Annotated in this window: 25 protein-coding genes and 1 other RNA gene; 10 read left to right on the top strand and 16 right to left on the bottom strand. The window is 59.3% G+C overall.

From position 1 onward, the window contains the following. Window positions 1-310: 310 nt before the first annotated feature. The 4 genes from ACFWW2_RS13095 (at window position 311) to ACFWW2_RS13080 (ending at window position 4,259) form a co-directional block, all read left to right on the top strand. On the top strand, window positions 311-1,066 hold the full coding sequence (locus ACFWW2_RS13095; protein WP_393928523.1) for a cytochrome c biogenesis CcdA family protein: 756 nt from the start codon (window positions 311-313) through the stop codon (window positions 1,064-1,066). Window positions 1,067-1,130: 64 nt separating this feature from the next. Next, on the top strand, window positions 1,131-2,405 hold the full coding sequence (locus tag ACFWW2_RS13090; protein ID WP_393928522.1) for a hypothetical protein: 1,275 nt from the start codon (window positions 1,131-1,133) through the stop codon (window positions 2,403-2,405). A gap of 2 nt (window positions 2,406-2,407) precedes the next feature. Further along, a complete protein-coding gene (locus ACFWW2_RS13085; RefSeq protein WP_393928521.1) occupies window positions 2,408-3,757 on the top strand; it encodes a cytochrome P450 in 1,350 nt (449 codons plus the stop codon). 253 nt (window positions 3,758-4,010) lie between these two features. Further along, window positions 4,011-4,259, top strand: coding sequence for a hypothetical protein (locus ACFWW2_RS13080; protein ID WP_393928520.1), 249 nt, complete (start codon window positions 4,011-4,013; stop codon window positions 4,257-4,259). Here the strand turns inward: ACFWW2_RS13080 and ACFWW2_RS13075 are convergent. The 8 genes from ACFWW2_RS13075 to ACFWW2_RS13040 all read right to left on the bottom strand — a co-directional run bounded on the left by ACFWW2_RS13075 (window position 4,247) and on the right by ACFWW2_RS13040 (window position 10,036). Next, window positions 4,247-4,480, bottom strand: coding sequence for a ribbon-helix-helix domain-containing protein (locus ACFWW2_RS13075; RefSeq protein WP_393928519.1), 234 nt, complete (start codon window positions 4,478-4,480; stop codon window positions 4,247-4,249). The genes ACFWW2_RS13080 and ACFWW2_RS13075 overlap by 13 nt on opposite strands. Next, window positions 4,473-4,649 (bottom strand): DUF4169 family protein, encoded by a 177-nt coding sequence (locus ACFWW2_RS13070; protein ID WP_393928518.1) that lies wholly within the window; start codon window positions 4,647-4,649, stop codon window positions 4,473-4,475. Before ACFWW2_RS13070 ends, ACFWW2_RS13075 begins: the two co-directional genes overlap by 8 nt. Further along, the gene (gene fumC, locus ACFWW2_RS13065) at window positions 4,646-6,037 is read right to left on the bottom strand and encodes a class II fumarate hydratase (protein WP_393928517.1); all 1,392 of its coding nucleotides are present in this window, start codon (window positions 6,035-6,037) and stop codon (window positions 4,646-4,648) included. Before fumC ends, ACFWW2_RS13070 begins: the two co-directional genes overlap by 4 nt. A 69-nt stretch (window positions 6,038-6,106) precedes the next feature. Beyond that, a complete protein-coding gene (locus ACFWW2_RS13060; protein WP_393928516.1) occupies window positions 6,107-6,667 on the bottom strand; it encodes a hypothetical protein in 561 nt (186 codons plus the stop codon). A 30-nt stretch (window positions 6,668-6,697) separates the two neighbouring features. Continuing rightward, window positions 6,698-7,177, bottom strand: coding sequence for an SspB family protein (locus ACFWW2_RS13055; RefSeq protein WP_393928515.1), 480 nt, complete (start codon window positions 7,175-7,177; stop codon window positions 6,698-6,700). Between the two features lie 67 nt (window positions 7,178-7,244). Continuing rightward, entirely contained in the window at window positions 7,245-8,498 is a 1,254-nt protein-coding gene (gene chrA / locus ACFWW2_RS13050; protein WP_393928514.1) for a chromate efflux transporter, read from the bottom strand. Continuing rightward, window positions 8,488-9,267, bottom strand: a complete 780-nt coding sequence (locus ACFWW2_RS13045) for a chromate resistance protein ChrB domain-containing protein (RefSeq protein WP_393928513.1) — start codon at window positions 9,265-9,267, stop codon at window positions 8,488-8,490. The genes chrA and ACFWW2_RS13045 overlap by 11 nt, the downstream gene beginning before the upstream one ends. A gap of 112 nt (window positions 9,268-9,379) precedes the next feature. After that, window positions 9,380-10,036, bottom strand: coding sequence for a DUF1194 domain-containing protein (locus tag ACFWW2_RS13040; protein WP_393928512.1), 657 nt, complete (start codon window positions 10,034-10,036; stop codon window positions 9,380-9,382). Between the two features lie 241 nt (window positions 10,037-10,277). Between ACFWW2_RS13040 and ACFWW2_RS13035 the strand changes: the two genes are divergently transcribed. Continuing rightward, on the top strand, window positions 10,278-11,150 hold the full coding sequence (locus ACFWW2_RS13035; RefSeq protein WP_393928511.1) for a hypothetical protein: 873 nt from the start codon (window positions 10,278-10,280) through the stop codon (window positions 11,148-11,150). Between the two features lie 79 nt (window positions 11,151-11,229). On the opposite strand, the gene ssrA is transcribed toward ACFWW2_RS13035, so the two are convergent. The 8 genes from ssrA to ACFWW2_RS12995 all read right to left on the bottom strand — a co-directional run bounded on the left by ssrA (window position 11,230) and on the right by ACFWW2_RS12995 (window position 17,193). Next, window positions 11,230-11,578, bottom strand: a transfer-messenger RNA (tmRNA) gene (ssrA, locus tag ACFWW2_RS13030). A 181-nt stretch (window positions 11,579-11,759) separates the two neighbouring features. Then, window positions 11,760-12,104: a DUF4345 family protein gene (locus ACFWW2_RS13025; RefSeq protein ID WP_393928510.1), complete on the bottom strand. Its 345-nt coding sequence runs from the start codon at window positions 12,102-12,104 to the stop codon at window positions 11,760-11,762. Between the two features lie 76 nt (window positions 12,105-12,180). Then, window positions 12,181-13,533: an oxygen-independent coproporphyrinogen III oxidase gene (hemN, locus tag ACFWW2_RS13020; protein ID WP_393928509.1), complete on the bottom strand. Its 1,353-nt coding sequence runs from the start codon at window positions 13,531-13,533 to the stop codon at window positions 12,181-12,183. A gap of 66 nt (window positions 13,534-13,599) precedes the next feature. Next, window positions 13,600-14,205, bottom strand: a complete 606-nt coding sequence (locus tag ACFWW2_RS13015; RefSeq protein WP_393928508.1) for an SCO family protein — start codon at window positions 14,203-14,205, stop codon at window positions 13,600-13,602. Window positions 14,206-14,268: 63 nt separating this feature from the next. Then, on the bottom strand, window positions 14,269-14,712 hold the full coding sequence (locus tag ACFWW2_RS13010) for a copper chaperone PCu(A)C (RefSeq protein ID WP_393928507.1): 444 nt from the start codon (window positions 14,710-14,712) through the stop codon (window positions 14,269-14,271). Window positions 14,713-14,779: 67 nt separating this feature from the next. Continuing rightward, window positions 14,780-15,124, bottom strand: a complete 345-nt coding sequence (locus ACFWW2_RS13005; protein WP_393928506.1) for a hypothetical protein — start codon at window positions 15,122-15,124, stop codon at window positions 14,780-14,782. A gap of 224 nt (window positions 15,125-15,348) precedes the next feature. After that, the gene (locus ACFWW2_RS13000; RefSeq protein ID WP_393928505.1) at window positions 15,349-16,392 is read right to left on the bottom strand and encodes an ABC transporter substrate-binding protein; all 1,044 of its coding nucleotides are present in this window, start codon (window positions 16,390-16,392) and stop codon (window positions 15,349-15,351) included. A gap of 60 nt (window positions 16,393-16,452) precedes the next feature. Then, window positions 16,453-17,193, bottom strand: a complete 741-nt coding sequence (locus ACFWW2_RS12995; protein ID WP_393928504.1) for a FadR/GntR family transcriptional regulator — start codon at window positions 17,191-17,193, stop codon at window positions 16,453-16,455. Window positions 17,194-17,261: 68 nt separating this feature from the next. Here ACFWW2_RS12995 and ACFWW2_RS12990 point away from each other — a divergent pair, with 68 nt between their 5' ends. Genes ACFWW2_RS12990 through ACFWW2_RS12970 form a run of 5 tightly spaced genes read left to right on the top strand, consistent with a single transcriptional unit; the run spans window position 17,262 to window position 20,595 of the window. Further along, entirely contained in the window at window positions 17,262-18,029 is a 768-nt protein-coding gene (locus ACFWW2_RS12990; protein ID WP_393928503.1) for a DUF2182 domain-containing protein, read from the top strand. Between the two features lie 14 nt (window positions 18,030-18,043). Next, window positions 18,044-18,757 (top strand): DUF1326 domain-containing protein, encoded by a 714-nt coding sequence (locus ACFWW2_RS12985; protein WP_393928502.1) that lies wholly within the window; start codon window positions 18,044-18,046, stop codon window positions 18,755-18,757. Next, complete coding sequence (locus ACFWW2_RS12980; protein WP_393928501.1) at window positions 18,754-19,260, top strand: DinB family protein; 507 nt, start codon at window positions 18,754-18,756, stop codon at window positions 19,258-19,260. Before ACFWW2_RS12985 ends, ACFWW2_RS12980 begins: the two co-directional genes overlap by 4 nt. Window position 19,261: 1 nt before the next feature. Beyond that, complete coding sequence (locus ACFWW2_RS12975; RefSeq protein ID WP_393928500.1) at window positions 19,262-19,495, top strand: hypothetical protein; 234 nt, start codon at window positions 19,262-19,264, stop codon at window positions 19,493-19,495. Next, window positions 19,495-20,595, top strand: a complete 1,101-nt coding sequence (locus ACFWW2_RS12970; RefSeq protein ID WP_393928499.1) for a dimethylsulfoniopropionate demethylase — start codon at window positions 19,495-19,497, stop codon at window positions 20,593-20,595. The genes ACFWW2_RS12975 and ACFWW2_RS12970 overlap by 1 nt, the downstream gene beginning before the upstream one ends.

Genomic DNA, 20,595 nt, shown 5'->3' with positions numbered 1-20,595 from the left:
CTTTTGACGTAGAAATGGGCAATTTGGGCGAAACCCCTGCGGGGTGCGGCGCGTTGCGGGCTATAAAACGTCCACTGGACGTTTTGCTGAACGCCCTGACTGCCTCTGCCATCGCGGATTTACCCTGCCGATGAACCACATCGCTGCGGTCAAATCGGCTTGTCAGCGGCAAAATGTATCTCGCGCCGATAGCGAGAGATAAATGCAGACACCGCCTCGGCGTGATGTTTCAGATTGTCCACTAACTTGTGACGAGTTGCCGGGTGACGGATCGGCCTTGTTCCCTTAGGCAGGTGCGAAAGGAACGGATATGCTCGACTCGACCCTTATTCTGGACGCCACACTGTTGCCCGCGATGCTGATCGCGATGGTAGCCGGTTTGCTGTCATTCCTCAGCCCGTGTGTGTTGCCCATTGTCCCGCCCTATCTGGCCTATATGGGCGGTGTGTCGGTGACTGATATGGACGAGACGCGGACAGCGCGCCGTCGTGTTCTGCTGGCGGCGGTGTTTTTCGTGCTGGGCCTGTCGACCATATTTTTGCTGCTGGGTCTCGCTGCATCAGCCATGGGTCGGATGCTGTTGCAGGCGCAGGACTGGTTCGTGACGATTGCCGGGATCGTGGTGATGATCTTTGGTGCCCATTTCATCGGGGTTTTCCGCATTGGATTTCTGGATCGCGAGGCGCGGGTGGAAGCCGGTGACCGCGGCGGGTCGGCCTTTGGGGCCTATGTGCTGGGGTTGGCCTTTGCCTTTGGCTGGACACCGTGTCTTGGGCCCATATTGGGCGCTATCCTGGGTCTGGCCGCGTCAGAGGCGGATATGGCACGCGGCACGTTGTTGTTGGGGGTCTATGCGCTGGGTCTGGGCATTCCGTTTTTGCTGGTCGCGGCGTTTTTCCCGATGATGAAGGGGCCGATGGCCTGGATGAAACGCAATATGTCCCGGATTGAACGGATATCGGGCCTGCTTTTGTGGACCGTGGGGTTGATGATGGTCACCGGTCAGTTCACCGCGTTCAGCTTTTGGTTGCTTGAGCGGTTCCCCGCGCTCGCCACAGTCGGTTAGGGGACTTATGTTTTCAAAAGCGTTGGGTTAGCCTAAGCCTTGTCGGGACAGACAGGGACTATCGATGAACGAAGACAGCACGCGGGTCACGCGCCGCAGGGTGTTTCATATTCCCGGCTATGACCCGATCCATCCCCGACGCTATCGCGAACTTTATCGCACTGAAGGGGCCAAGCAGGCGGAAATCAGCGGCTACAAGATTGACGTGCAGGCCAAGGCATCGGCGGACACGTTCAGCTGGTCGGTCAATTCCAGTATCGATAATTACGACGTCGCCGCCCGTGTCGATGTGCTGGTCTGGTCGGATATTGTGCGCGACAGCATGGCACAGTCGATCCCGGCGACCTATTTGCAACTGCTACAGACCGCCTGGATCTATATCAGCACCGACACCCTGCGCCGGTTGATGTGGATGCGCAAAGGGCCGGTCATTGCCGCCCTTTATCCGGTGGGTATGTTGCTTTTGCAGCTACTGGCGGCGGTCCTGCTGGGTCGGTTTCTGGGCAATCTGGTGCAGGGTGGCATCCTGTGGCTACTGGCGCTGGCCGGGTTGAGCGCGGGGTTCTTTTTTACGCTGATTGCGTGGATTGCATTCCTGTTGAAGCTGGGTATCTGGGCTGTGGTTGTCGTGCTGCTGCTGCGCTGGTTTAAGTCGAAGGACAGCAAGCTTTATGCCTATTACCTGATGCATGATTATGCCTTTTCTGCGCGGCTTTGGGGGGAACATCCTCCAGAGTTGGAGGCGCGGATGAAGGAATTTGGCGATACGATTGCCCAAGCCTTCATGACCAATGTGGATGAGGTGCTGGTGGTCGGCCATTCATCGGGCGCGCATGTGGCGATATCGGTGCTGGCTGACTTGCTCCGGGATGGCCGCGTGCCTGCCGATGGGCCAAAACTGGCACTTCTGACTTTGGGGCAGGTGGTGCCTATGATGTCGTTTTTACCGCGGGCGCGCAGGTTGCGCAGCGATCTGGCGTTTCTGGCAACGCAGGATCGGATCACATGGGTTGACGTATCTGCCCCCGGCGATGGCTGTTCTTTTGCCTTGTGCGACCCCGTGGCGGTGACCGGGGTGACCCCGCCGGGCAAACGTTGGCCCTTGATCATGTCGGCGGCTTTTACCCAAAGCCTGTCAGAGGCGCGTTGGAAACAACTGCGCTGGCGGTTCTTTCGGCTGCATTTTCAATATCTGTGCGCCTTTGACCGGCCCAAGGATTACGATTATTTCCAGATCACCGCTGGACCCCGGCTGCTGGTCGACCGCTATCGCGACCGCCCGCCATCGAAATCGCGGATCGACGTGGCGGTGTCGAAGTATACATCCTTGCTGCCTTGAGTATGCAACCGCCCAAGCCAGTGCCTCGGCCTGACAAGGTGTCGCTCTGGCGTTATATGCGGTTGTTCCGCCGCGATATTCTGTCGGCACAGCCTGCGCGGCTTTATCGGGCGTGGATGGCAGAGTTTCGCACGCCGTTTTTTCGCAGCTACCTGATCAATGATCCCGCATTGATCCGCGAGGTGCTGCAGACGCGGCCAGATGATTTCCCGAAATCCGACCGGATTGGCGCGGGCCTGCGCCCGCTGCTAGGCGAGAGTGTGTTCCTGACCAATGGCGATGTCTGGAAACGCCAGCGCCGGATCATTGATCCCGCGTTTGAAGGCGGCAGGTTGCGCGACGCCTTTCCCGGTATTCTGGCGGCAGGGCAGGCGGGTGCGGCCCGGTTGGATGGTACTGATGAAGTGGTCGAGATCGAGGCGATCACCAGTCACATTGCGGCTGACGTGATGTTTCGCACGCTGTTTTCGATCCCGATCGAGGATGAAACGGCCCGTCAGGTGTTTGAGGCGTTTCGCGATTATCAACGCTCACAACCGATCCTGAACCTGGCGGCTTTTGTGCCCGGGCCGCGTTGGATGCCCCGGTTCTTTCGGCGCGGGACGCGTCAGACGGCCCGGACCATTCGGGCGCTGATTACAGACCTGACAAAGGCGCGGCTGGCACAGATTGCCGAAGGGAATGCGCCGGACGATCTGGCCACGAAAATCCTGACCACGACCGATCCTGAGACGGGCGAGACCTTTACGCTGCCGGAAATGGTGGATCAGGTGGCGATCTTTTTTCTGGCGGGGCATGAGACGAGTGCCTCTGCACTGGCATGGGCTCTATACCTTCTGGCGCTTTATCCTGACTGGCAGGACCAGGCAGCGGCAGAGGCTGCCGCATGGTCAGAGGATTTTGCGGGCCCGTCGCAGTTGAAAATCACGCGAGATGTGTTTCGCGAGACACTGCGCCTCTATCCTCCGGTGCCGATGATGGTGCGGGAGGCTAGTCAGGGCGAAGTGTTCCGTGAAAGGCCCGTGCAGAAGGGTGCGCAGATTGTTCTGTCTCCGTGGCATCTGCATCGCCATTCCCGGTTATGGGACGATCCGGATGGCTTTGATCCCGGGCGCTGGCAGACGGATGCGGGCAAGGAAAGCGGGCGCGACGCCTACCTGCCTTTTTCGGCGGGTCCGCGCGTTTGCATCGGGGCCGGGTTCGCGATGATTGAAGGGATGGTTTTGCTGGCGTCGCTGCTGAAGAACTACCAATTCGCGATTGATGATAGCGCGGCTCCCGTGCCGGTTGCGCACCTGACGGTCAGAGCAAAAAATGGAATCCGGCTGCGAATCATACGGCGCCCTTCCTAGGTCGTTTCGAAACGGGGCACAAAGCCGAAAAACGGGCTAAATTTAGGGCCATTGTAGAAACTGACGCGCCGTAATTGTGCCCATGACTAGCGGATAAGCGCTCATTTAACCTGTGTTAATGTAAGTATTATAGACACTTACACAGTTGGGTGACCTAATCAGACAAGTTAAGTGAAATTCGCACTGCCTTTTTTCCGCCGCATTGCTGGCGATACTCAATGGCTTAGTGTGAGTGGGTTTATCGGGGGATGACATGACTATTGCTCTACCTAGCACGACAAAGCGGGGCCTTTCGGGACTATTGGGCCGCAAACGTCGTGAAACCGGTGTAGCCGGGACGAAGACAACAGCTGAAAAGCAGTTGGGCCGCCATGAGGTTGCCAAGCTGTTTACGCAGGATCGCAAGGCCGCTGTTGCAGCCACGCCTGCCAAGCTGAACGACACAGAAAAGAAGGATCGTGATCGGCTGAACAGCCTGCGCGGTGCGCTTTACTCTGATTGATCGCGCCGCAAGGCGCGCTCGAACACATAGACCCGCAAGGCCGAGGCGAGACCGATGTCCCCTCGGCCTTCGTCTATTTCGGCGGCCAGTCCGTTGATCGTCTTGCCATCCTCTTCGGCAATCTGACGAAACGCATCCCAAAAGATATCTTCCAGCGAAACCGATGTGCGGTGCCCGCGCAGGGTGAGCGATCTTTTGACCGGGCGCCTGTGATCAGTCATCACTGCGTTTCAGTTGCGACAGCCGGTCATCGACCTGTTTCCGGCGGGCTGCGTCAAGCTGTCGTTCCGCCTTGGTCCGCCCGAAGCGGACGGCGTTTTCGTCCGCTTTGGTCTTGGCTGCGGTCCGTGCCTTCGCCTTGCGCGCCTGATTGAGGTTGATCGGCTTCACTTTGGCCCGATCATGTCTTCGGGGCGCACGACCTTGTCAAAGGTCGCTTCGTCCACAAAGCCCAGCTTGATCGCCTCTTCCTTCAGCGTTGTGCCGTTCTTGTGCGCTGTCTTGGCAACGGTGGTGGCGTTGTCGTAGCCGATGGTGGGCGAAAGGGCTGTGACCAGCATCAGGCTTTCGCGCATCAATTTTTCGATCCGGGTCCGGTCGGCGCGGATTCCAGCGACACAGTTGTCGGTGAATGCACCCGCCGCATCGCCCAAAAGCTGCATGGATTGCAACACGTTGTAGGCCATCATCGGTTTCATGACGTTCAACTCAAAATGCCCTTGGCTTCCGGCAAAACCAACAGCGGCATCATTGCCCATGACGTGGGCGCAGACCTGTGTGATCGCCTCGACTTGGGTCGGGTTCACCTTGCCCGGCATGATGGATGAGCCGGGTTCGTTTTCGGGCAACATCAGTTCGCCCAGACCGCAGCGCGGGCCGGAACCGAGCATGCGAATGTCAGCGGCGATCTTGTAGAGGCTTGCGGCCACGGTTTTAAGTGCACCCGACATTTCGACAAGCGCGTCATGGGCGGCAAGTGCTTCGAACTTGTTGGGCGCAGTGACAAGGGGCAGGCCAGTGATATCGGCCATATGCGCCGCCACGGTTTCGCCCCAGCCCTTGGGAGAGTTGAGGCCGGTGCCGACTGCGGTGCCGCCTTGCGCCAGTTCGTAGATCGCGGGCAGAGCTGCCTTGATCCGCCGGATGCCCATGGCGACCTGATGGGTGTAGCCGGAAAATTCCTGCCCCAGTGTTAGGGGCGTGGCGTCCATCGTGTGGGTTCGCCCGATCTTAATAATGTCGTCGAATTCGCGCTGTTTCTGTTCCAGCGCGGCGTGCAGTTTGGCCAGACCCGGCAGCAGCACGTCATGGGCGGTTGTCGCTACCGCAATATGCATTGCGGTTGGGAAGGTGTCGTTGGACGATTGCCCCATGTTGCAGTGATCATTGGGGTGGATGGGATCCTTGGATCCGATCACGCCGCCCAGCATTTCGATGGCGCGGTTGCTGATCACCTCATTGGCGTTCATGTTCGATTGCGTGCCGGACCCGGTTTGCCAGACGACCAGCGGGAAATGATCGTCAAGCTTGCCTGCAACCACTTCGGCGGCGGCGGCGATGATCGCATCGGCCTTTTCCGCGTCCAGCTTGCCCCGGTCCTTGTTGGCCATGGCGCAGGCCTGTTTGATCACGCCGAGCGCACGCACGATGGCGACCGGCTGCTTTTCCCAGCCGATGGGGAAATTCATGATGGACCGCTGTGTCTGCGCGCCCCAGTAACGATCGGCTGGAACCTCAAGCGGGCCAAAGCTGTCGGTTTCGGTGCGTGTCTCGGTCATCGTGATCCCCCTGATACAGTGTCACATGACCTATATTGGCGGGGATGGCAGACCGCAATATCGCAAAGTTCAGGTCAGGTGAACGAACTGTGCGCCTTCGCCAATGGGTTTGGTCGCGGCAAAGGTGCGAAGCTTCTCTTCGATCTGTTTTCCGTCCGCACCATGGTAGTAGAAAAACGTGTAGCGTTCGCCAGCCTCGCTGCCGCCATAGCTGTGCCCATCGCCGAGAGCCGCGAGGATTTCATCGTTGAAACTGTCCGGGTCGAAATCTTCGTAGGAGCTGTCCGGCAGACCGGTGCCGTCCAAGCCGATGCCAACCACCTCGACGGTGCCGAGTTCACGCAGGCTTTCGCCATCGTCGTTCAGGAACTGCGTTTTTCGTGGTGCGCCAAGCCGGATCATGGCGTCCTGCAGTTTGTCCAACCGGTCATCAGACAGATCAGCCAACTCCAGCTCCAGATCGCAGAACAGGATGCCACCATCCGGGTCCATCATGGTACCACCGCCGCTGACCTCGCCCAGTTCCTCTGCTTCGAGAATTTCGTCTAGCGGGTCTTCCCATAATTCGCCCCGATCCAATGGGCCGATCTTCAGCGGCAGGCGAATAGTCAGGAAAACAGTGTCGGTCATCGGCGTACTCGTAAAGTATTGTGGGGGCTTTTACTTGCGGAACTGATCGAGGCTGACCACGTCGGCCTCTTTGCGGTCTGTTTCAGGCTCCGCCTCGGGTTCGACCATTTCTTCCATCGGTGCTTCGGCGATCTCCTCGTCCTCGTCCTCTTCATCATCCTGGGTTTCGAACCGCAGGCCGAATTCCACAGACGGGTCGACGAAAGTTTTGATCGCGTCGTAAGGGATATAGAGCGTTTCGGGGTTGTCACCGAAGTTGAGCGTGATGGTGAACCCTTCGCTGGTGACCATCAGATCGGCGAACCAGTGCTGGATGACCACGGTCATTTCGCCCGGATACCGGTCTGACAGCCAATCGGCGATTTCAACGTCGGGATGCATTGTATCAAAGGTGATAAAGAAATGATGTGCGCCCGGCAAACCTTCGGCTGCGACCTTGTCGAGCACTTCCTGAATGAGGCCGCGCATCGCCCGGTGCATCAGGTTCCCGTAGTCAATGGAGCGGCTCACGACAAATCATCCTTTGCAAGGTCTGTTGTCAGCATAAGCGATTCCATCCCGGAGGAAAGGGCCGATCTCAGGCAGTGCCGGTCGCATAAGATGCGGCAAGGCTGAGCGCTGCGCAAAGCGGCAGGACGATGGCGAGCGACCAGTGCCGCCACAACAGCAGTGCGGCGGCGATGCCTGCAAGCACAACCGCAAGGGGTTGAGCGGTGTCAAGGATGGGCCGGATGGTCTGGACCGGTCCCCAGTCAACGGGTGCGACGCCGCTGAAAAAGACATGCAGCGCGAACCAGAGTGTCAGGTTGGCGATCACCCCTACAACTGCCGCGGTAATCCCGGCCAGCGCCCCGCGCAGACGCGGCCGTCCGTCGAGCCAGTCTATCAGCGGGGCACCGGCGAAAATCCAGATGAAGCAAGGCACGAATGTCACCCAAAGCGTCATTGCGCCCGCCAACAGCGCCATGCCGGTCCCGCCCTTTGCCATCCCGGCGATCATGCCGACGAATTGCGTGACAAGGATCAGTGGCCCCGGTGTGGTTTCCGCGAGCCCCAGCGCGTCCATCATCTGTGCGGTTGTTAGCCAGCCGTAAGAGACCACAACCTCTTGCGTCATATAGGCCAGAACCGCGTAGGCCCCGCCGAAGGTGACGACGGCAAGGGTGGAGAAAAACAAGCCGACCTCGATCAGGAACGATTGGTTGAGCGCGCCAGCCAGTGCCAAGGGTGCCGCCCAGATCAACCCGCCGATCAGGATGATCCGCAGGCTGCCAGAGAGGTTGGCGGGTTTGGTCGGCGGGGCCTCATATTCAGATGTGGTCAGCATCGCACCAATGATGGCGGCGACCCCAATGACCAGTGGAAAGGGCAGGGCAAAGCAGAACAAGGCCAGAAAGCCCCCAATGGCGATCAGGCTATGTTCGGGCCTGATCAGCGCCCGTTTGGAAATCTTGATGAGCGCTTCGATGACGATCACGACGACCGTCGCCTTGACCCCCAGAAACAGCGCCTGCACGACAGGCAGGTTGCCATAGGTCCCATAGGCCAGCGCGAGTGCCAGAATGACGAACGCACCGGGCAGCACGAACAGCCCGCCGCCGATCAGCCCCCCGATGATCCCCTGCCGTTTCCAGCCAGCATAGGTGGCCAGTTGCATCGCCTCGGGGCCCGGCAGCAGCATGCAGAATGACAGGGCGCGCAGGAACTGCTCTTCGCTGAGCCAGTCGCGGGTTTCGACCAGTTCCTTATGCATCAGGGCGATCTGTGCGGCGGGCCCGCCGAAGGACAAAAGCCCGATGCGCCCGAAGACACGTACCAGTTCAGCTGTCATGGGTTTCGTCCTGGCCGTCGCGCGCCCAACGGTACAGGGCATCGTAGAGTGCCATGCCCGCAGCAAGCTGGGCCGTATCATCGCGATACATCCGCGACAGGCCCACGGACATCGCCAGCAGACCCGCCGCCTGAGGGGAAAAATCATGCTGGTTGGTATCGGCCGCGCGGATCACCGTCGCCATTGTTTCAAGTGCAGGATGGGTAAGCCCGAATTCCGCAATCATGGTGTCAAAGGTGCAGTTTCCCTCGCGGTGGCCCCAGAATGCATCAGGGACATCGAAAGGGGTGGCATCAAAGCGTTCGGCCACACCGGCGACATGGGCAGGCGGTACAAACATGAATTCTGCCATCGGGTCCACAAAACGCCGGATCAGCCAGGGGCAGGCGATCCGGTCGATCTTGGGGCGATGGCGGGTGACCCAGAGGGAACCGGGGATCTTTGCGGCGGGGATGCGCGGCAGCTTGGCGTCGCGCCAGCCATAATTGCCGCCTTCAAGGACCTGCGCGCTGATCCCACGGGCGCGCAGCCGGGCAGCGACCCCATGTGACAGTTTCAGACCCTTCTGGCAGATTACGATGACCTCTTGCCCGGCCACTTGGGCCGAAAGCCCGTCGATATCTGTATGGGGGTGGCGCCGTGCGGTGGGAACGAGGTGTGGATCGTCGTCGAAGTCGTTATCTATGCAGACGTCAATCAACACAGGACACCGGGGTGTGCCGATCAGCCGCATCAGTTTTGCAGGGGAAATTTCGTTCAAGCCGGTCATGGTGCATCCTTTCTGAAAGTGGTCAGTGGATGCGACGCTTGGGCCTTGGCCTGACGGGGCGTTCGCGGACCCCATGTACCATTGATGCGAGATCAGCGGCGCAGGGTCAATACTAACCCACGATCTTGCTCAGCTCGCGCAGGATTTTCGCCCGGATGGAGCTGGGATATTCCCGGTGGGTGCGGGCGGTGATGACGAAGCCGTTTCGGGTGATGACCGCGCTGCGATAGAAATTCGTGATGGCGAGGCCCATGGATTCAATGGCGATGCCGTTGATCGTGACCCCGGCGCGTTCGGCGGCGTTACGGGCCGCACGCACATCGGTGCCGCCATTGGGTGTGCCATCGCCAGAGATATCGATGACGCGGCGCTCGCAATCCGGCACCTCGTCAAAAAGTTGTAGGGAAAAATAGATGGCCTCTGCCGGGGCGGTATCCGACAGGACAAAGGCGCGCTGCATCAGCCGGGATTGATTGGCCAGATATTCCGCATCAAGCGCTGTACGGATGCGCAACCACGGGATCGTCAGTTCCTGTCTGTCCTGCCCGGACCATTGCACCACGGCAATTGCCGTCTGACCTTGGATCATGGTTTCGACGATTTCAGGGTCGCGCAGGGCGTCTGCGAGCCCGTCAACCTGCAGCCGGTATTCGGCGGTATCGACGGAATTGGAGACATCAATGGTCAGAACAAGGGCCGTGTCGCAGGCAGAGGCAGCAATTGGAATCAGACCCCAAAGAAAGGCGCAAGCAATTGTTAATCTTTTCATGATTGCATCCTGCGCATGGACTTGGGGCATTTCAAGTCACATTGGTTAACGCGAGGGAAGCTATGGTTTTTACGGGTTTGCCGGCTGTTCTGCCTCATTCTGCCTTTTTCTTGGCCCAATTCGCGAGGAAGAACATGGCACCTACACAGGATCGAACACATTCACTGCCCACTCACTCGCGTTTTCGGCCACCACTCACGCAATCTGGCCGATGATGCTGCCACAGTTGAAAGGTCTCACTATGCTTAAATCCGGATTTGCGCGCTGCGCATCGTTCGCCGCCATCGTTTTTGCCGCCAATGGCGCGTCTGCCGACCAAGCGCATTCGCAACTCTATCTGGCGGGACAGCTGCACACGCTTGTTCATGAAACGGCGGCCTCTGTCTGCATGATCAATGCGGGCGTCGCGGTTGAAGCGGAGATGCAGACATTGCTGGCTGCGCACCAGTCCTTTATCAAAACCCTCGCCGCGCTGTCAGAGGGTGAATTGGCCGATCAGGCCCGGGAGGTCAAGGAAAACTGGCTGCCGGTTGATGCCGCGATCAGCATGATCCTGGCCGGGGATACCCCAGCAAAATATGCCGAAGCGGTGCAGGCGGGTAAGGGTCCGCTGCAGTTCACCACATTGTCCCTGCTGGATCAAACATCGGCCAATTACGAGCACGCTGAAGGCGTGACCATGTCGGATGTGCTGACCGTGGATCTGGCCGAACGGCAGGAGGTCTTTGTCCAGATGATGAAGCTGATGGCCTGCGAAATGGCGGATGAGACAGCAGGAACCGAGGTATTGGCCAAGCTGGAAGACACCATGACCCTGTATGAGGCGAGCATGGACGCGCTGACCAACGGCGTGCCTGCCATCGGTCTGGCCGCACCAGAGGATTACGCCGTCAATCAGGTTCTGGCGGCGGCTGCCTTTGACTGGCAGGACATGAAACCCGTGTTGGAGAAGATTGTCGCAAACCGTGGTGCGACTGCCGAAGATCTGAATGGTCTGCGGTTGCGCGCTGGCGCGGTGGATGCCCGCATGGCGTCATTGGTCGATATCTACTTGGCCCCGGTTGACACCGGCCCGGTTCCGCAGGTTGCGGCGTTGGGTGAGGGTGTGGAATAACCTAGCCGCACGCGCTACTGAAACGACAAGGGCCATCGCGTTTTGCGGTGGCTTTTTTTGTGATTTTTCAGGAGGTTGAAGTGCAGGTTTCTGTTGCCAGGTACCTGCGAACCCCGCCCAAGGTCGCAAAACCTTAGGAGTTAATTTTCGATATTACGCACAGCTTACGCTGCGAGTGCCATCGGTGCTTTGTTGTCATTTGCAACTAGCTTTTTTGTACCGATAACGGTGGTAACTCACCGAGACAAAGCAAACCCCTTTAGACGTTCGTCGATCCTGTTTCGTCCCCATGGCTGCCAAATGAGCAGTTTTTGGTGGAGACGCCGGGTACCGCCCCCGGGTCCGATCCGCTTATTACGAGCGCGTTTATGTCCATAGTCCCGAAGGACATCCCATACATAGGCAACGTTCGGTGGGTCGGCAAGGGCGCGCAACACCCCACATCGCCCAATTCTGGCGAATCATTTGTTAATGCTGGGTTTTGGGTCGAAATCGCCGGTCGGATTTGCGTCGGCAGGGCGTCGGCAAAACGTCGGACCCCAAACGCGGATTTCGCCCGGTTAATGCTGCGCACTGCGAAAGTGTAAACGCGGCGTTAAGCTTTGCCCATCAGAGGTTCAGCAGGACGGCGGGGATCCCGACGCCAGCCTCAACCAGAAAGAACACCCATTTCTTGCGCGACTGCCCGTCCAGCAGCAGCGATGTCAGCCGCCCCAAAGCGGCACCGGACCAGCAGAACCCGAGCATCATGTAGGCCTGCGGTGTTCCGATGAGCAGCGCGCCGACGCCCATGCCGATGAAAAGTGCACCTGCTGAGGCCCTGATCTCTGACGGGCCCATGTTTGAAGTGCCCGGATCGAGGTTGAGCGTCGAGAGTGTGTATCTGGGCGCGAGCCAGCCGAAACAGCCCAATCCGACGCTGAGCAAGGCGAAGATGATGTTGATGATATCCATGACCAATCCTGTGTTCTGTCATGAACATGCGGCGGCTTTGCCCAAGGTCAACAGATGGGTTGATATCAATACCAGATTACGACGCCTGCGAATACTGGGCGGCAATATCGCTGAATGCGTCATAGCGCTGCGCGATGATCCGGGTCAGGGGGCGCCCTGCCTTGGTGATCTTCAGGCCATTGGCGGTTCTGCGGAACATATCACCGAATTCGGCGCTGATGGCATCATGGATTGCGTTGAGGCTGTTAGCATCTGGGTGGCGGCTGGCGAGCGCGTCGGTATCAATGGCAAAATCGCACATCAGCATGTTGATGACATCGCCGCGTAACCGATCGTCGGCCGTCAGGGTATAGCCGCGATGCCCGGCCAGCGTACCGGCGCCGATCCGGTCCATATAGGCGGCGGTGGCCGAGGCGTTTTGTACGTAGCCTTCGGCGAATTGCGAGATGGAGGAGGCCCCGATGCCGATCAGGGTCTGGCAGGTATCATCGGTATAGCCCTGAAAATTGCGCCGCAGATGGCCGGTATCGCGGGCGCGGGTCAGGCTGTCACCCGGTTTGGCGAAATGGTCGATCCCGATGGGTTGGTATCCGGTCCCGGTAAAGGCCAGTGCGGCCTGCCGGGCGAGCGCATAGCGCGCCTCTTCATCGGGAAGCGCGGCTTCGGGGATCAGTTTCTGTCGCTTGGAGAATGTGGGCACATGGGCATAGCCGAAAAGTGCGATCCGGTCGGGGTTGAGCACCCGCACCTTGGCGATGGTGTCGGCGAATTTGGCGGGGGTTTGATGGGGCAGACCATAGACCAGATCGGCGTTCAGCGAGGTGATGCCAGCATCGCGCAGCATGGTGACGCAAGCCTTGGTCGCGGCAAAACTTTGTTGTCGTCCGATCGCATCCTGCACCTGTGGGGCGAAATCCTGAATGCCGATGCTGGCGCGTGTCATGCCGACCTGTGCCAGCATGTCGATCTTGGCCGCGTCCACCAGCGTGGGGTCGATTTCAACTGAAAAGCTGAAATCGGGGGCAGGAGGGATCACCGCTTTGATGGCGTCTGCCAGTTCCTTGATCAGGTCCGGCGGCAAGATTGTGGGTGTGCCGCCGCCCCAATGCAGTTGTCCCATCTGGACACCGGCGGGCAGCGTGTCGCGCAGCAGTGCAAGCTCTGCCTTGACCGAGGCCAGATAGTTCACGACCGGCTTCAGCGTGGATGTGCCCTGGGTCCTGCAGGCGCAGAACCAGCAGAGCCGTTCGCAAAAGGGGATGTGGATATAGACCGAGACAGGCTTGGCCGGATCAAGTGCCTTCAGGCAGTTGGTCTGGAATTGCGCCCCGGTTTGCGGGTTGAACGCGGTTGCGGGCGGATAGCTGGTGTAGCGGGGTACGCGGGCATCAAAAAGGCCGAGCCGGCGGAGGTCTGAGAGATTGTCCATGCCTTTTACTGGCACGGTCCCCCGCCGGTTTTATTGCGCCAGATCAAATGGCGGGCAGAAACTCGGTCAGGTCAGCTGGCCCATGAAGCAGGCCGTGGTGGCTGCGATTTCTTCTGGGCTGGTATCGCGTCGGAAGAAGGTCGCCAGCCCGGTTTTCGGGAACATCAGATAGGTCTGGGTGGAGTGATCGACCAGATAGAATTCCGGATCGTCTTCATGCGCCTGATAGTAGGTTTTATAGGCGCGCGAGGCGGCTCGCACCTGTTCGGGGCTGCCGGTCAGCCCGATCATGTCTTCGTGGAAATTGTCGGTGAAATCGCGCACGACCTCGGGGGTGTCGCGCTGTGGATCGACGGAAATGAAAAGGGTGCCGACATCAAGTCCTTGATCTTCCAGCATATAGGCGGCCTGCGCGTTGCGCATGCTGTCAAGCGGGCATACATCCGGGCAGAAGGTGTAGCCGAAATAGACCAGGGTTGGCTTTGTGATGACATCCGCGTCGGTGACCGTTTCACCGGTTTCCGAGACCAGTTCGAACGGGCCGCCAATCGTGCTGCCTGCGATGGCGGTGGTGCCGCAGGGGTTGGGGGTGCCGCTGGTCGATTGCCACACGTAAAGCCCGATGGCGGCAGCGGCGGCGAGGGTGGTGGTGCCGAAGATGACGGCTTTCATAAGCGTCTCCTTTATTTGGTTGGCGGGTGTTGCTGCCGGATGCGGCAACGCCCGCGCGCAGGTCTAGTTGCTGTGGGCCATGTCACGTTTGACGATGTCGAATGTGATCTCGACCTCGCCCGCGTTTTCAAAGATCAGCGTGGCGGGGATCGTTTCCCCTTCTTCAAGCGGGTTGCCGCGCAGCCCCATGAACATCACATGCAGCCCGCCCGGTTCGAGCGAGACTGTTTCACCAGCGGGCACGGGGATTGCATCCAGATGCATCATCCTGGCAACCCCATCAGTGAATTCGGTGGTGTGCAGTTCGACCCTTGGGAAATCGGCCCGTATCCCGATCAGCGTATCGTCCTGATCCCCGGTATTGGTGATCGTCAGAAAGCCACCGCCAGCCATTGCTGTGGGCGCAGTGGCGAAGGCCCTGGCGTTTTCGATGCTGACGCTATCGGCATGGGCGGTGGAGGCCATAAGAGTAAATGCGGCCAGAGCGGCCAGTTTGAGCGGTTTCATGTCTTTGTCTTTCGTTGATCCGGGTCTGATATCCGGTCGTGTTGATCAGTGAAGGGTGTTCGAAAGATCAGACAAAAGGTGGCGCGCGCGCAGGCGCGTCAGGGTTCAAGCGCGTCGTTGTTTCGACAACATGGCTATTGATCCACGCGATGGTCCGCGGAAGGCTGACATGCATGGGCTGACCTGACGGGTCGGGCAGGGCGCTGGTGGCGCTGATCGTACAGGCCTCGCAGCTTGGTGTATGCCCGGCTGTGGGGTCGCCGTTTTCACTGCAAAGATCGCTGAAAGAGCCACCGGCGAGGATATAGGCGGCGGCTTGGGCCTGTTTGCCCGGATCAGGCGGTTGATGACCAAGGCTGACGGTGAGCAGCGCAAGGATAGCCAGTGCCGAGATGATGCCACGCCAGATCATGTGGCGCGTGCCTGATTGCTGCTGGCGAAAGCTTTATCGCAGGTTTTTTGCTGCATTGGTTGCATGTCGTTCCGGGTCGCCCGATCTGGTGCGTTGATAGGTCAGTTATACGCTTTGACGATAAGTTACACCCAATAACGTAGGCAAGTTGACCGGATCTTGACCTATGTCATTTGATCGCAGTTTGCTGTGGGCGGCCCCGGTGGCGCCGCCCATCTGTTGTTTCAGAAACCGGCCTTGATCAGTTCGAAGGTTTCGGCCTGCCGTTCGCGTTTTTCGTTGGACATGGGCAGTTGTGCCAGGACTGGCACGTCGATCTGGCCCAGACCGGAGGCTTCGAGGTCTTCTTCGGTGACCTGGTTGGCCAATGCGACCACGTTCGAGGACCCGTAGCCCGCATCAAGCAGGGGCACGACAGAGGATTCCGCCAGCATGGCGTTGAGGAAATCATAAGCCTTGTCTTCGGACCCTTGCCCATCGACGAGGTTCACATAGCCGCAAAGCCAGAGTGAGGAGCCTTCTGTGGCTTCACGCTGGAACCCGATGGGGCGCCCTTCGGCGGCCATGGTCGGGTAGGTTTCGTTCCAGGCCCAGCTCACCAGCACTTCGCCCGAGGACAAAAGCTGTGCCAGCTCTGCCGGGTCGGTCCAGTAGGTGCGCAGATTGGGGTGGACCTCGCGCAGCCAGTTGGAGGCGGCTTCGAATTCTTCGTCCGTTGCGTCGGCCCAGTTGCTGACCCCGGTGGCCAGATAGGCCAGCGCATAGGCATCATCGACATTGTCCGGCAGGGTGAGGCGGCCCGCATAGGCCGGGTTCTTGAACACATCGAGGCTGGCCACATCCTCTGCTGGGACCTCGTCAGGGTTGTAGGCGATGGCGGTGGAGCCGAAATCAACGGGGACGAAATAGACCGCATCGCCTGCGCCGACATCGGTGCCGGTCAGGTTGCTATCAAGGTCACCATAGACGGGAATGCGGGATACATCCCATGGCTCGATAATCCCGCTTTCGGTCCATTTGCTGACGGACCCGGCGCAGATATGGGCCACGTCAGCCTCAAACCCGGCGCGGATTTTCTGGAACGCTTCATCCTCGTCCCCGAAGAAGGCGAATGTGGGGCTGTCACCATGCGCCTCGGTATAGCCGACATGGAAATCGGGGTTTTCGAACCCCGGATAGTCAAACACCAGCAGGTCTGCATCCTGCGCGCTGGCGGCAGTGGTGAGCGCCGTTAGCGACACGGCACCCAAAATGGTGGCAAGTTTCATGGTGGTTTCTCCCGTTAGAACCTGCCGCAAATTAGGGCCGCACGGAGGCCACGACAAGTGTCATTTCGCAGCGCGCGCCGCATTGCGTTTGGCGATCACCTCTTGCGCCAACTGTTGAGAATATTGCGCCAGACTGACCAGATTTTCATCAGCTTTGGTGCTGTCGCGCGCCGCGACCGCGTCGGCAAGGGCGGTGTGCAAGGCGATGATGGTTTCGCGGGAGCGGGCGGTGAAGGTGATCATATTCATCAGGGGCTGCATGCCTTCGACCGCACCGGCGAGTTGATAGGACAGGACCGGGTTGCCAGCCGCATCGACCAATGCCCGGTGAAAGGCGACATCTGAGGCGCAGAACGCCTCATCCGTGAGACCCGGTTGCCCCTGCCGGTGGATTTCGGCCCGCATGGTGGCCAGATGGTCCGCACTGCGCCGTTGGGTGGAGAGCGGTGCACAGGCCCGTTCGAGCGCATAGCGCGCCTCGCACGCTGTGGCGAAGCTGACATCGTTCATCGACAAAAGCAGGGTCGAGGTGGTGATCTGCTGGCCATAGGCGTCTTCGAATTTCAGCCGGTTCACAAAGGCCCCGCCGGTCGCCCCGCGTTGGGTGCGGATCAGTGATTGCGCGGCCAGCCGTTTAAGCGCCTCGCGCACGGTGGGCCGTGACACGGCGAATTGTTCGGCCAGTTCCGCCTCTGACGGGAGCCGTTTATCGACCGGCAAGGCGCCCGAAATAATCGCATCGCGGATCGCCTTGGCGATCTGGGCTGACAGGTCAGCGGGGTTGGTAGGATCAATTTTCATTTGTCAGACAATTAAACGTCTGACATATGATGTGGCAAGTCCTGAGTCGTCGTTTTGGGAGGACGCCGATGCCTCACCTGATCCGGTCATCGCTTTGGTTGTCCTTTTTCGGGGCGATCCTGCTGGCGTGGTGGATCATGTATGTGATGGCCATGGATATGGATCTGGATCTGCTGGGCCGCCCGGGGCCGATGGGGCAGGCGATGGCCGATATGGACCCGCGCATGCCGATGGATATGCCCATGGCCCGGTTCGGTCCGCTGTTTACCATGTGGGCCATCATGATGGCGGCGATGATGCTGCCGACGATGGTGCCCACATTGACCACTTATGAGCGGTTGATGGTCAGTGCCGATGGCACTCGGGCCGGATGGCTGGGTGTGTTGCTGGGATATTTTCTGGTCTGGGTCTGCTTTGCGGCGGTCATTGCCGGCCTGCAACTGGCCTTGCTGTTTGGCGGGGTGGTGAACATGCTGGGCATCGCGCCGATCTGGTTGTCATCCATCCTGCTGATCGCGGTCGGCGCGTTCCAGTTCACCCGCGCCAAGGAGGTCTGCCATGGCGTCTGCCATGCGCCGATGACCTATTTCCTGGGCCATTGGAAAACCGGTTTTGGTGGTGGTTTGCGCATGGGGCTGGTTATGGGCGCATTTTGTGTGGGATGTTGCTGGGGCTTTATGGTTCTTGGTTTTGTGGGCGGCGTGATGAGCCTGCTCTGGATGGGCCTTGCCACGTTGTTGATGGTTTTCGAAAAGCTGCCTGATATCGGGCATCGCGTGATCAAACCGACCGGAGTTGCCCTGATTGCGGGTGGCATCGGTTTGGCATTCATTTAGGAAAGGAACGCCGGATGGCAGACAAGAAAGAACGCGCACCGGCAGACAGGCTGCCCATTTCACAACGGATTGATCAGCGGATGGAAAGCAACCCGCTGCGCCGCAAGATGAAGCCCACCGAATGGGCCATCAAGGGAGAGTTGTTTCTGAACTGTTCCTGCACGGTGTTTTGTCCCTGTGTCGTCAGCCTTGGTGCCCATCCCCCGACCGAAGGGCATTGCCATGCCTGGATGGCGATTGCCATTGATGAGGGGCATTTTGAGGGTGAGGATCTGTCCGGTCTGAACGTCGGTTTGCTGGTCGATATTCCGGGTCGGATGGCTGAAGGGAACTGGCGTGTGGCGGCTTATGTTGATGAGCGGTCCACGCAGAAGGCCTATAACGGTATTCTGAAGATATTTAGCGGGGCTGCGGGGGGCACGACAGGCCTGTTCACGATGCTGGTGTCCGAGATCATTGGCGCCGAGCGCGAAAAGGTCGAGATCGTCCGCGAAGGGACCAAGCGCGGCATCTATATTGGCCGCAAAATTCAGGGTGAGATCGAGATGATGAAGGGCGCTAGCCCCGACCATCCGGTCATGATCAGCAATTCGAAATACTGGATGGGCCCGGATATCATTGCTGCCGCCGGGACGAAATCGAAGGTTCGCGATTATGGCCGCGTCTGGGATTTTGGCGGCAAATCGGCCGAGATCTGCCCGATTGATTGGAAAGGCCCAAAACCGTGATCACGCCAGAATATTGTCAGACCATGGCCCGCTATAATGCCTGGCAGAATACCGGGCTGCGCGAGATGATCCCGGCGATGTCCAAAGAGGAGCTTTATCAGGATCGTGGCGCCTTTTTCGGGTCAATCATGGGCACATTGAACCATCTGCTTTGGGCCGATCATCTGTGGATCAGCCGGTTTGATGGCGGGGCGGGCCCTGATTTGTCGATTGCCGAAAGTATTGATTTTACCCCGACACCGGCGGTCTGGGCCGCGGACCGGTTTCGCATAGACGCCCGGATTACGCTTTGGGCCGAAAGCGTCAGTGCGATTGATCTGGTGGGCGATCTGAAATGGTATTCGGGCGCGATGAAGCGGGATTTTGAGAAGCCTGTCGCGCTGTGTGTGATGCAGTTGTTCAACCACCAGACCCATCATCGCGGCCAGGTCCATGCCATGCTGACGGCGGCACGGCAAAAGCCCAACGATACCGATTTGCCGTTTATGCCGGAGGATCGCTGACATGCCGGTGCTGATCATTGCTGCGCTGCTGATTGCGTTTCTGTTCTGGAACCTGGGTCGCAGGTCGGCACCGGTTGGTGCGCGCCGACCCTCGGGGAGCTGTCGCTGGGTGGCGACCGGAAATGACACGGTGTCGCTGGGCGAATACCGCTGCAAGACCTGCAAGGTCACGGCCTACGCAAAGGGCGGCAAGCCGCCGCAGGAGTGCAAACGTGGAATGGGTGGATCACTGTGATGGCGACAATTGCACCGTCCCGTCGTATTCGGCGCACCCCATTCACCCCCGGCGTGGAGGCGGCGGGTGTCAAAGGGTATACGGTTTACAACCATATGCTGCTGCCGACGGTCTTTGAGAGTGTCGAGGCGGATTATCATCATCTGAAATCGGCGGTGCAGGTTTGGGATGTGGCGGTTGAACGCCAGATCGAGTTGCGCGGACCTGACGCTGCCCGGCTGATGCAGATGCTGACCCCGCGCGATTTGCGCGGGATGCTGCCGGGGCAGTGCTATTACGTGCCCATCGTTGATGAGACGGGGGGCATGTTGAACGATCCTGTGGCGCTGAAACTGTCAGAGGATCGGTGGTGGATATCCATTGCCGACAGCGATTTACTGTTCTGGGTCAAAGGGTTGGCTTATGGCTATCGGTTGGATGTGCTGGTGGACGAACCTGACATTTCGCCATTGGCCGTGCAGGGCCCTAAGGCCGAAGAACTGGTCGCCCGCGTCTTTGGCGATGCGGTACGCGCCATCAGGTTCTTCCGCTTTGGCTGGTTTGATTTTCAGGGCGTCAGCATGGCGGTCGCACGGTCCGGCTATTCCAAGCAGGGCGGGTTCGAGATTTACGTGGATGGCACCGCCAACGGCATGCCGCTGTGGAACGCGCTGTTCGAGGCGGGCCGCGATCTGGATGTGCGGGCCGGCTGCCCCAACCTGATTGAACGGATCGAGGGTGGCCTGTTGTCTTATGGCAATGACATGACCCGGGAAAACACGCCGCATGAATGTGGGCTGGGCCGGTTCTGTTCGACACAGACGGCGATTGGGTGCGTCGGGCGTGACGCCTTGCTGCGCGTTGCTAAGGAAGGGCCGACGCAACAGGTCAGGCCCGTTTCGATTGATGGTGACATCCCGTCCTGTGATCGGGCCTGGCCCTTGATGGCCAAGGGCAAACGGGTGGGGCAGGTGACATCGGCGGCGAGATCCCCCGATTTTGGTGCCAATGTTGCCGTTGGCATGGTCAGGATGACCCATTGGGATGACGGTACGGTTTTGCAGGTCGACACACCGGACGGGCCGCGCGATGCGACCGTTCATGAAAAATTCTGGATTTGA

Origin of the sequence: Yoonia sp. R2-816, assembly GCF_046762905.1 — a bacterium.
Lineage (GTDB): Bacteria > Pseudomonadota > Alphaproteobacteria > Rhodobacterales > Rhodobacteraceae > Yoonia.
Note: the sequence above shows the minus strand (reverse complement) of the source record. Positions and strands in the feature narration are given on the sequence as shown.

Coding starts and splice junctions, on each gene's coding strand:
- ACFWW2_RS13095 (WP_393928523.1), top strand. CDS start 311: ATGCTCGACTCGACCCTTATTCTGGACGCCACACTGTTGCCCGCGATG.
- ACFWW2_RS13090 (WP_393928522.1), top strand. CDS start 1,131: ATGAACGAAGACAGCACGCGGGTCACGCGCCGCAGGGTGTTTCATATT.
- ACFWW2_RS13085 (WP_393928521.1), top strand. CDS start 2,408: ATGCAACCGCCCAAGCCAGTGCCTCGGCCTGACAAGGTGTCGCTCTGG.
- ACFWW2_RS13080 (WP_393928520.1), top strand. CDS start 4,011: ATGACTATTGCTCTACCTAGCACGACAAAGCGGGGCCTTTCGGGACTA.
- ACFWW2_RS13075 (WP_393928519.1), bottom strand. CDS start 4,480: ATGACTGATCACAGGCGCCCGGTCAAAAGATCGCTCACCCTGCGCGGG.
- fumC (WP_393928517.1), bottom strand. CDS start 6,037: ATGACCGAGACACGCACCGAAACCGACAGCTTTGGCCCGCTTGAGGTT.
- ACFWW2_RS13060 (WP_393928516.1), bottom strand. CDS start 6,667: ATGACCGACACTGTTTTCCTGACTATTCGCCTGCCGCTGAAGATCGGC.
- chrA (WP_393928514.1), bottom strand. CDS start 8,498: ATGACAGCTGAACTGGTACGTGTCTTCGGGCGCATCGGGCTTTTGTCC.
- ACFWW2_RS13045 (WP_393928513.1), bottom strand. CDS start 9,267: ATGACCGGCTTGAACGAAATTTCCCCTGCAAAACTGATGCGGCTGATC.
- ACFWW2_RS13040 (WP_393928512.1), bottom strand. CDS start 10,036: ATGAAAAGATTAACAATTGCTTGCGCCTTTCTTTGGGGTCTGATTCCA.
- ACFWW2_RS13035 (WP_393928511.1), top strand. CDS start 10,278: ATGCTTAAATCCGGATTTGCGCGCTGCGCATCGTTCGCCGCCATCGTT.
- ACFWW2_RS13025 (WP_393928510.1), bottom strand. CDS start 12,104: ATGGATATCATCAACATCATCTTCGCCTTGCTCAGCGTCGGATTGGGC.
- hemN (WP_393928509.1), bottom strand. CDS start 13,533: ATGGACAATCTCTCAGACCTCCGCCGGCTCGGCCTTTTTGATGCCCGC.
- ACFWW2_RS13015 (WP_393928508.1), bottom strand. CDS start 14,205: ATGAAAGCCGTCATCTTCGGCACCACCACCCTCGCCGCCGCTGCCGCC.
- ACFWW2_RS13010 (WP_393928507.1), bottom strand. CDS start 14,712: ATGAAACCGCTCAAACTGGCCGCTCTGGCCGCATTTACTCTTATGGCC.
- ACFWW2_RS13005 (WP_393928506.1), bottom strand. CDS start 15,124: ATGATCTGGCGTGGCATCATCTCGGCACTGGCTATCCTTGCGCTGCTC.
- ACFWW2_RS13000 (WP_393928505.1), bottom strand. CDS start 16,392: ATGAAACTTGCCACCATTTTGGGTGCCGTGTCGCTAACGGCGCTCACC.
- ACFWW2_RS12995 (WP_393928504.1), bottom strand. CDS start 17,193: ATGAAAATTGATCCTACCAACCCCGCTGACCTGTCAGCCCAGATCGCC.
- ACFWW2_RS12990 (WP_393928503.1), top strand. CDS start 17,262: ATGCCTCACCTGATCCGGTCATCGCTTTGGTTGTCCTTTTTCGGGGCG.
- ACFWW2_RS12985 (WP_393928502.1), top strand. CDS start 18,044: ATGGCAGACAAGAAAGAACGCGCACCGGCAGACAGGCTGCCCATTTCA.
- ACFWW2_RS12975 (WP_393928500.1), top strand. CDS start 19,262: ATGCCGGTGCTGATCATTGCTGCGCTGCTGATTGCGTTTCTGTTCTGG.
- ACFWW2_RS12970 (WP_393928499.1), top strand. CDS start 19,495: ATGGCGACAATTGCACCGTCCCGTCGTATTCGGCGCACCCCATTCACC.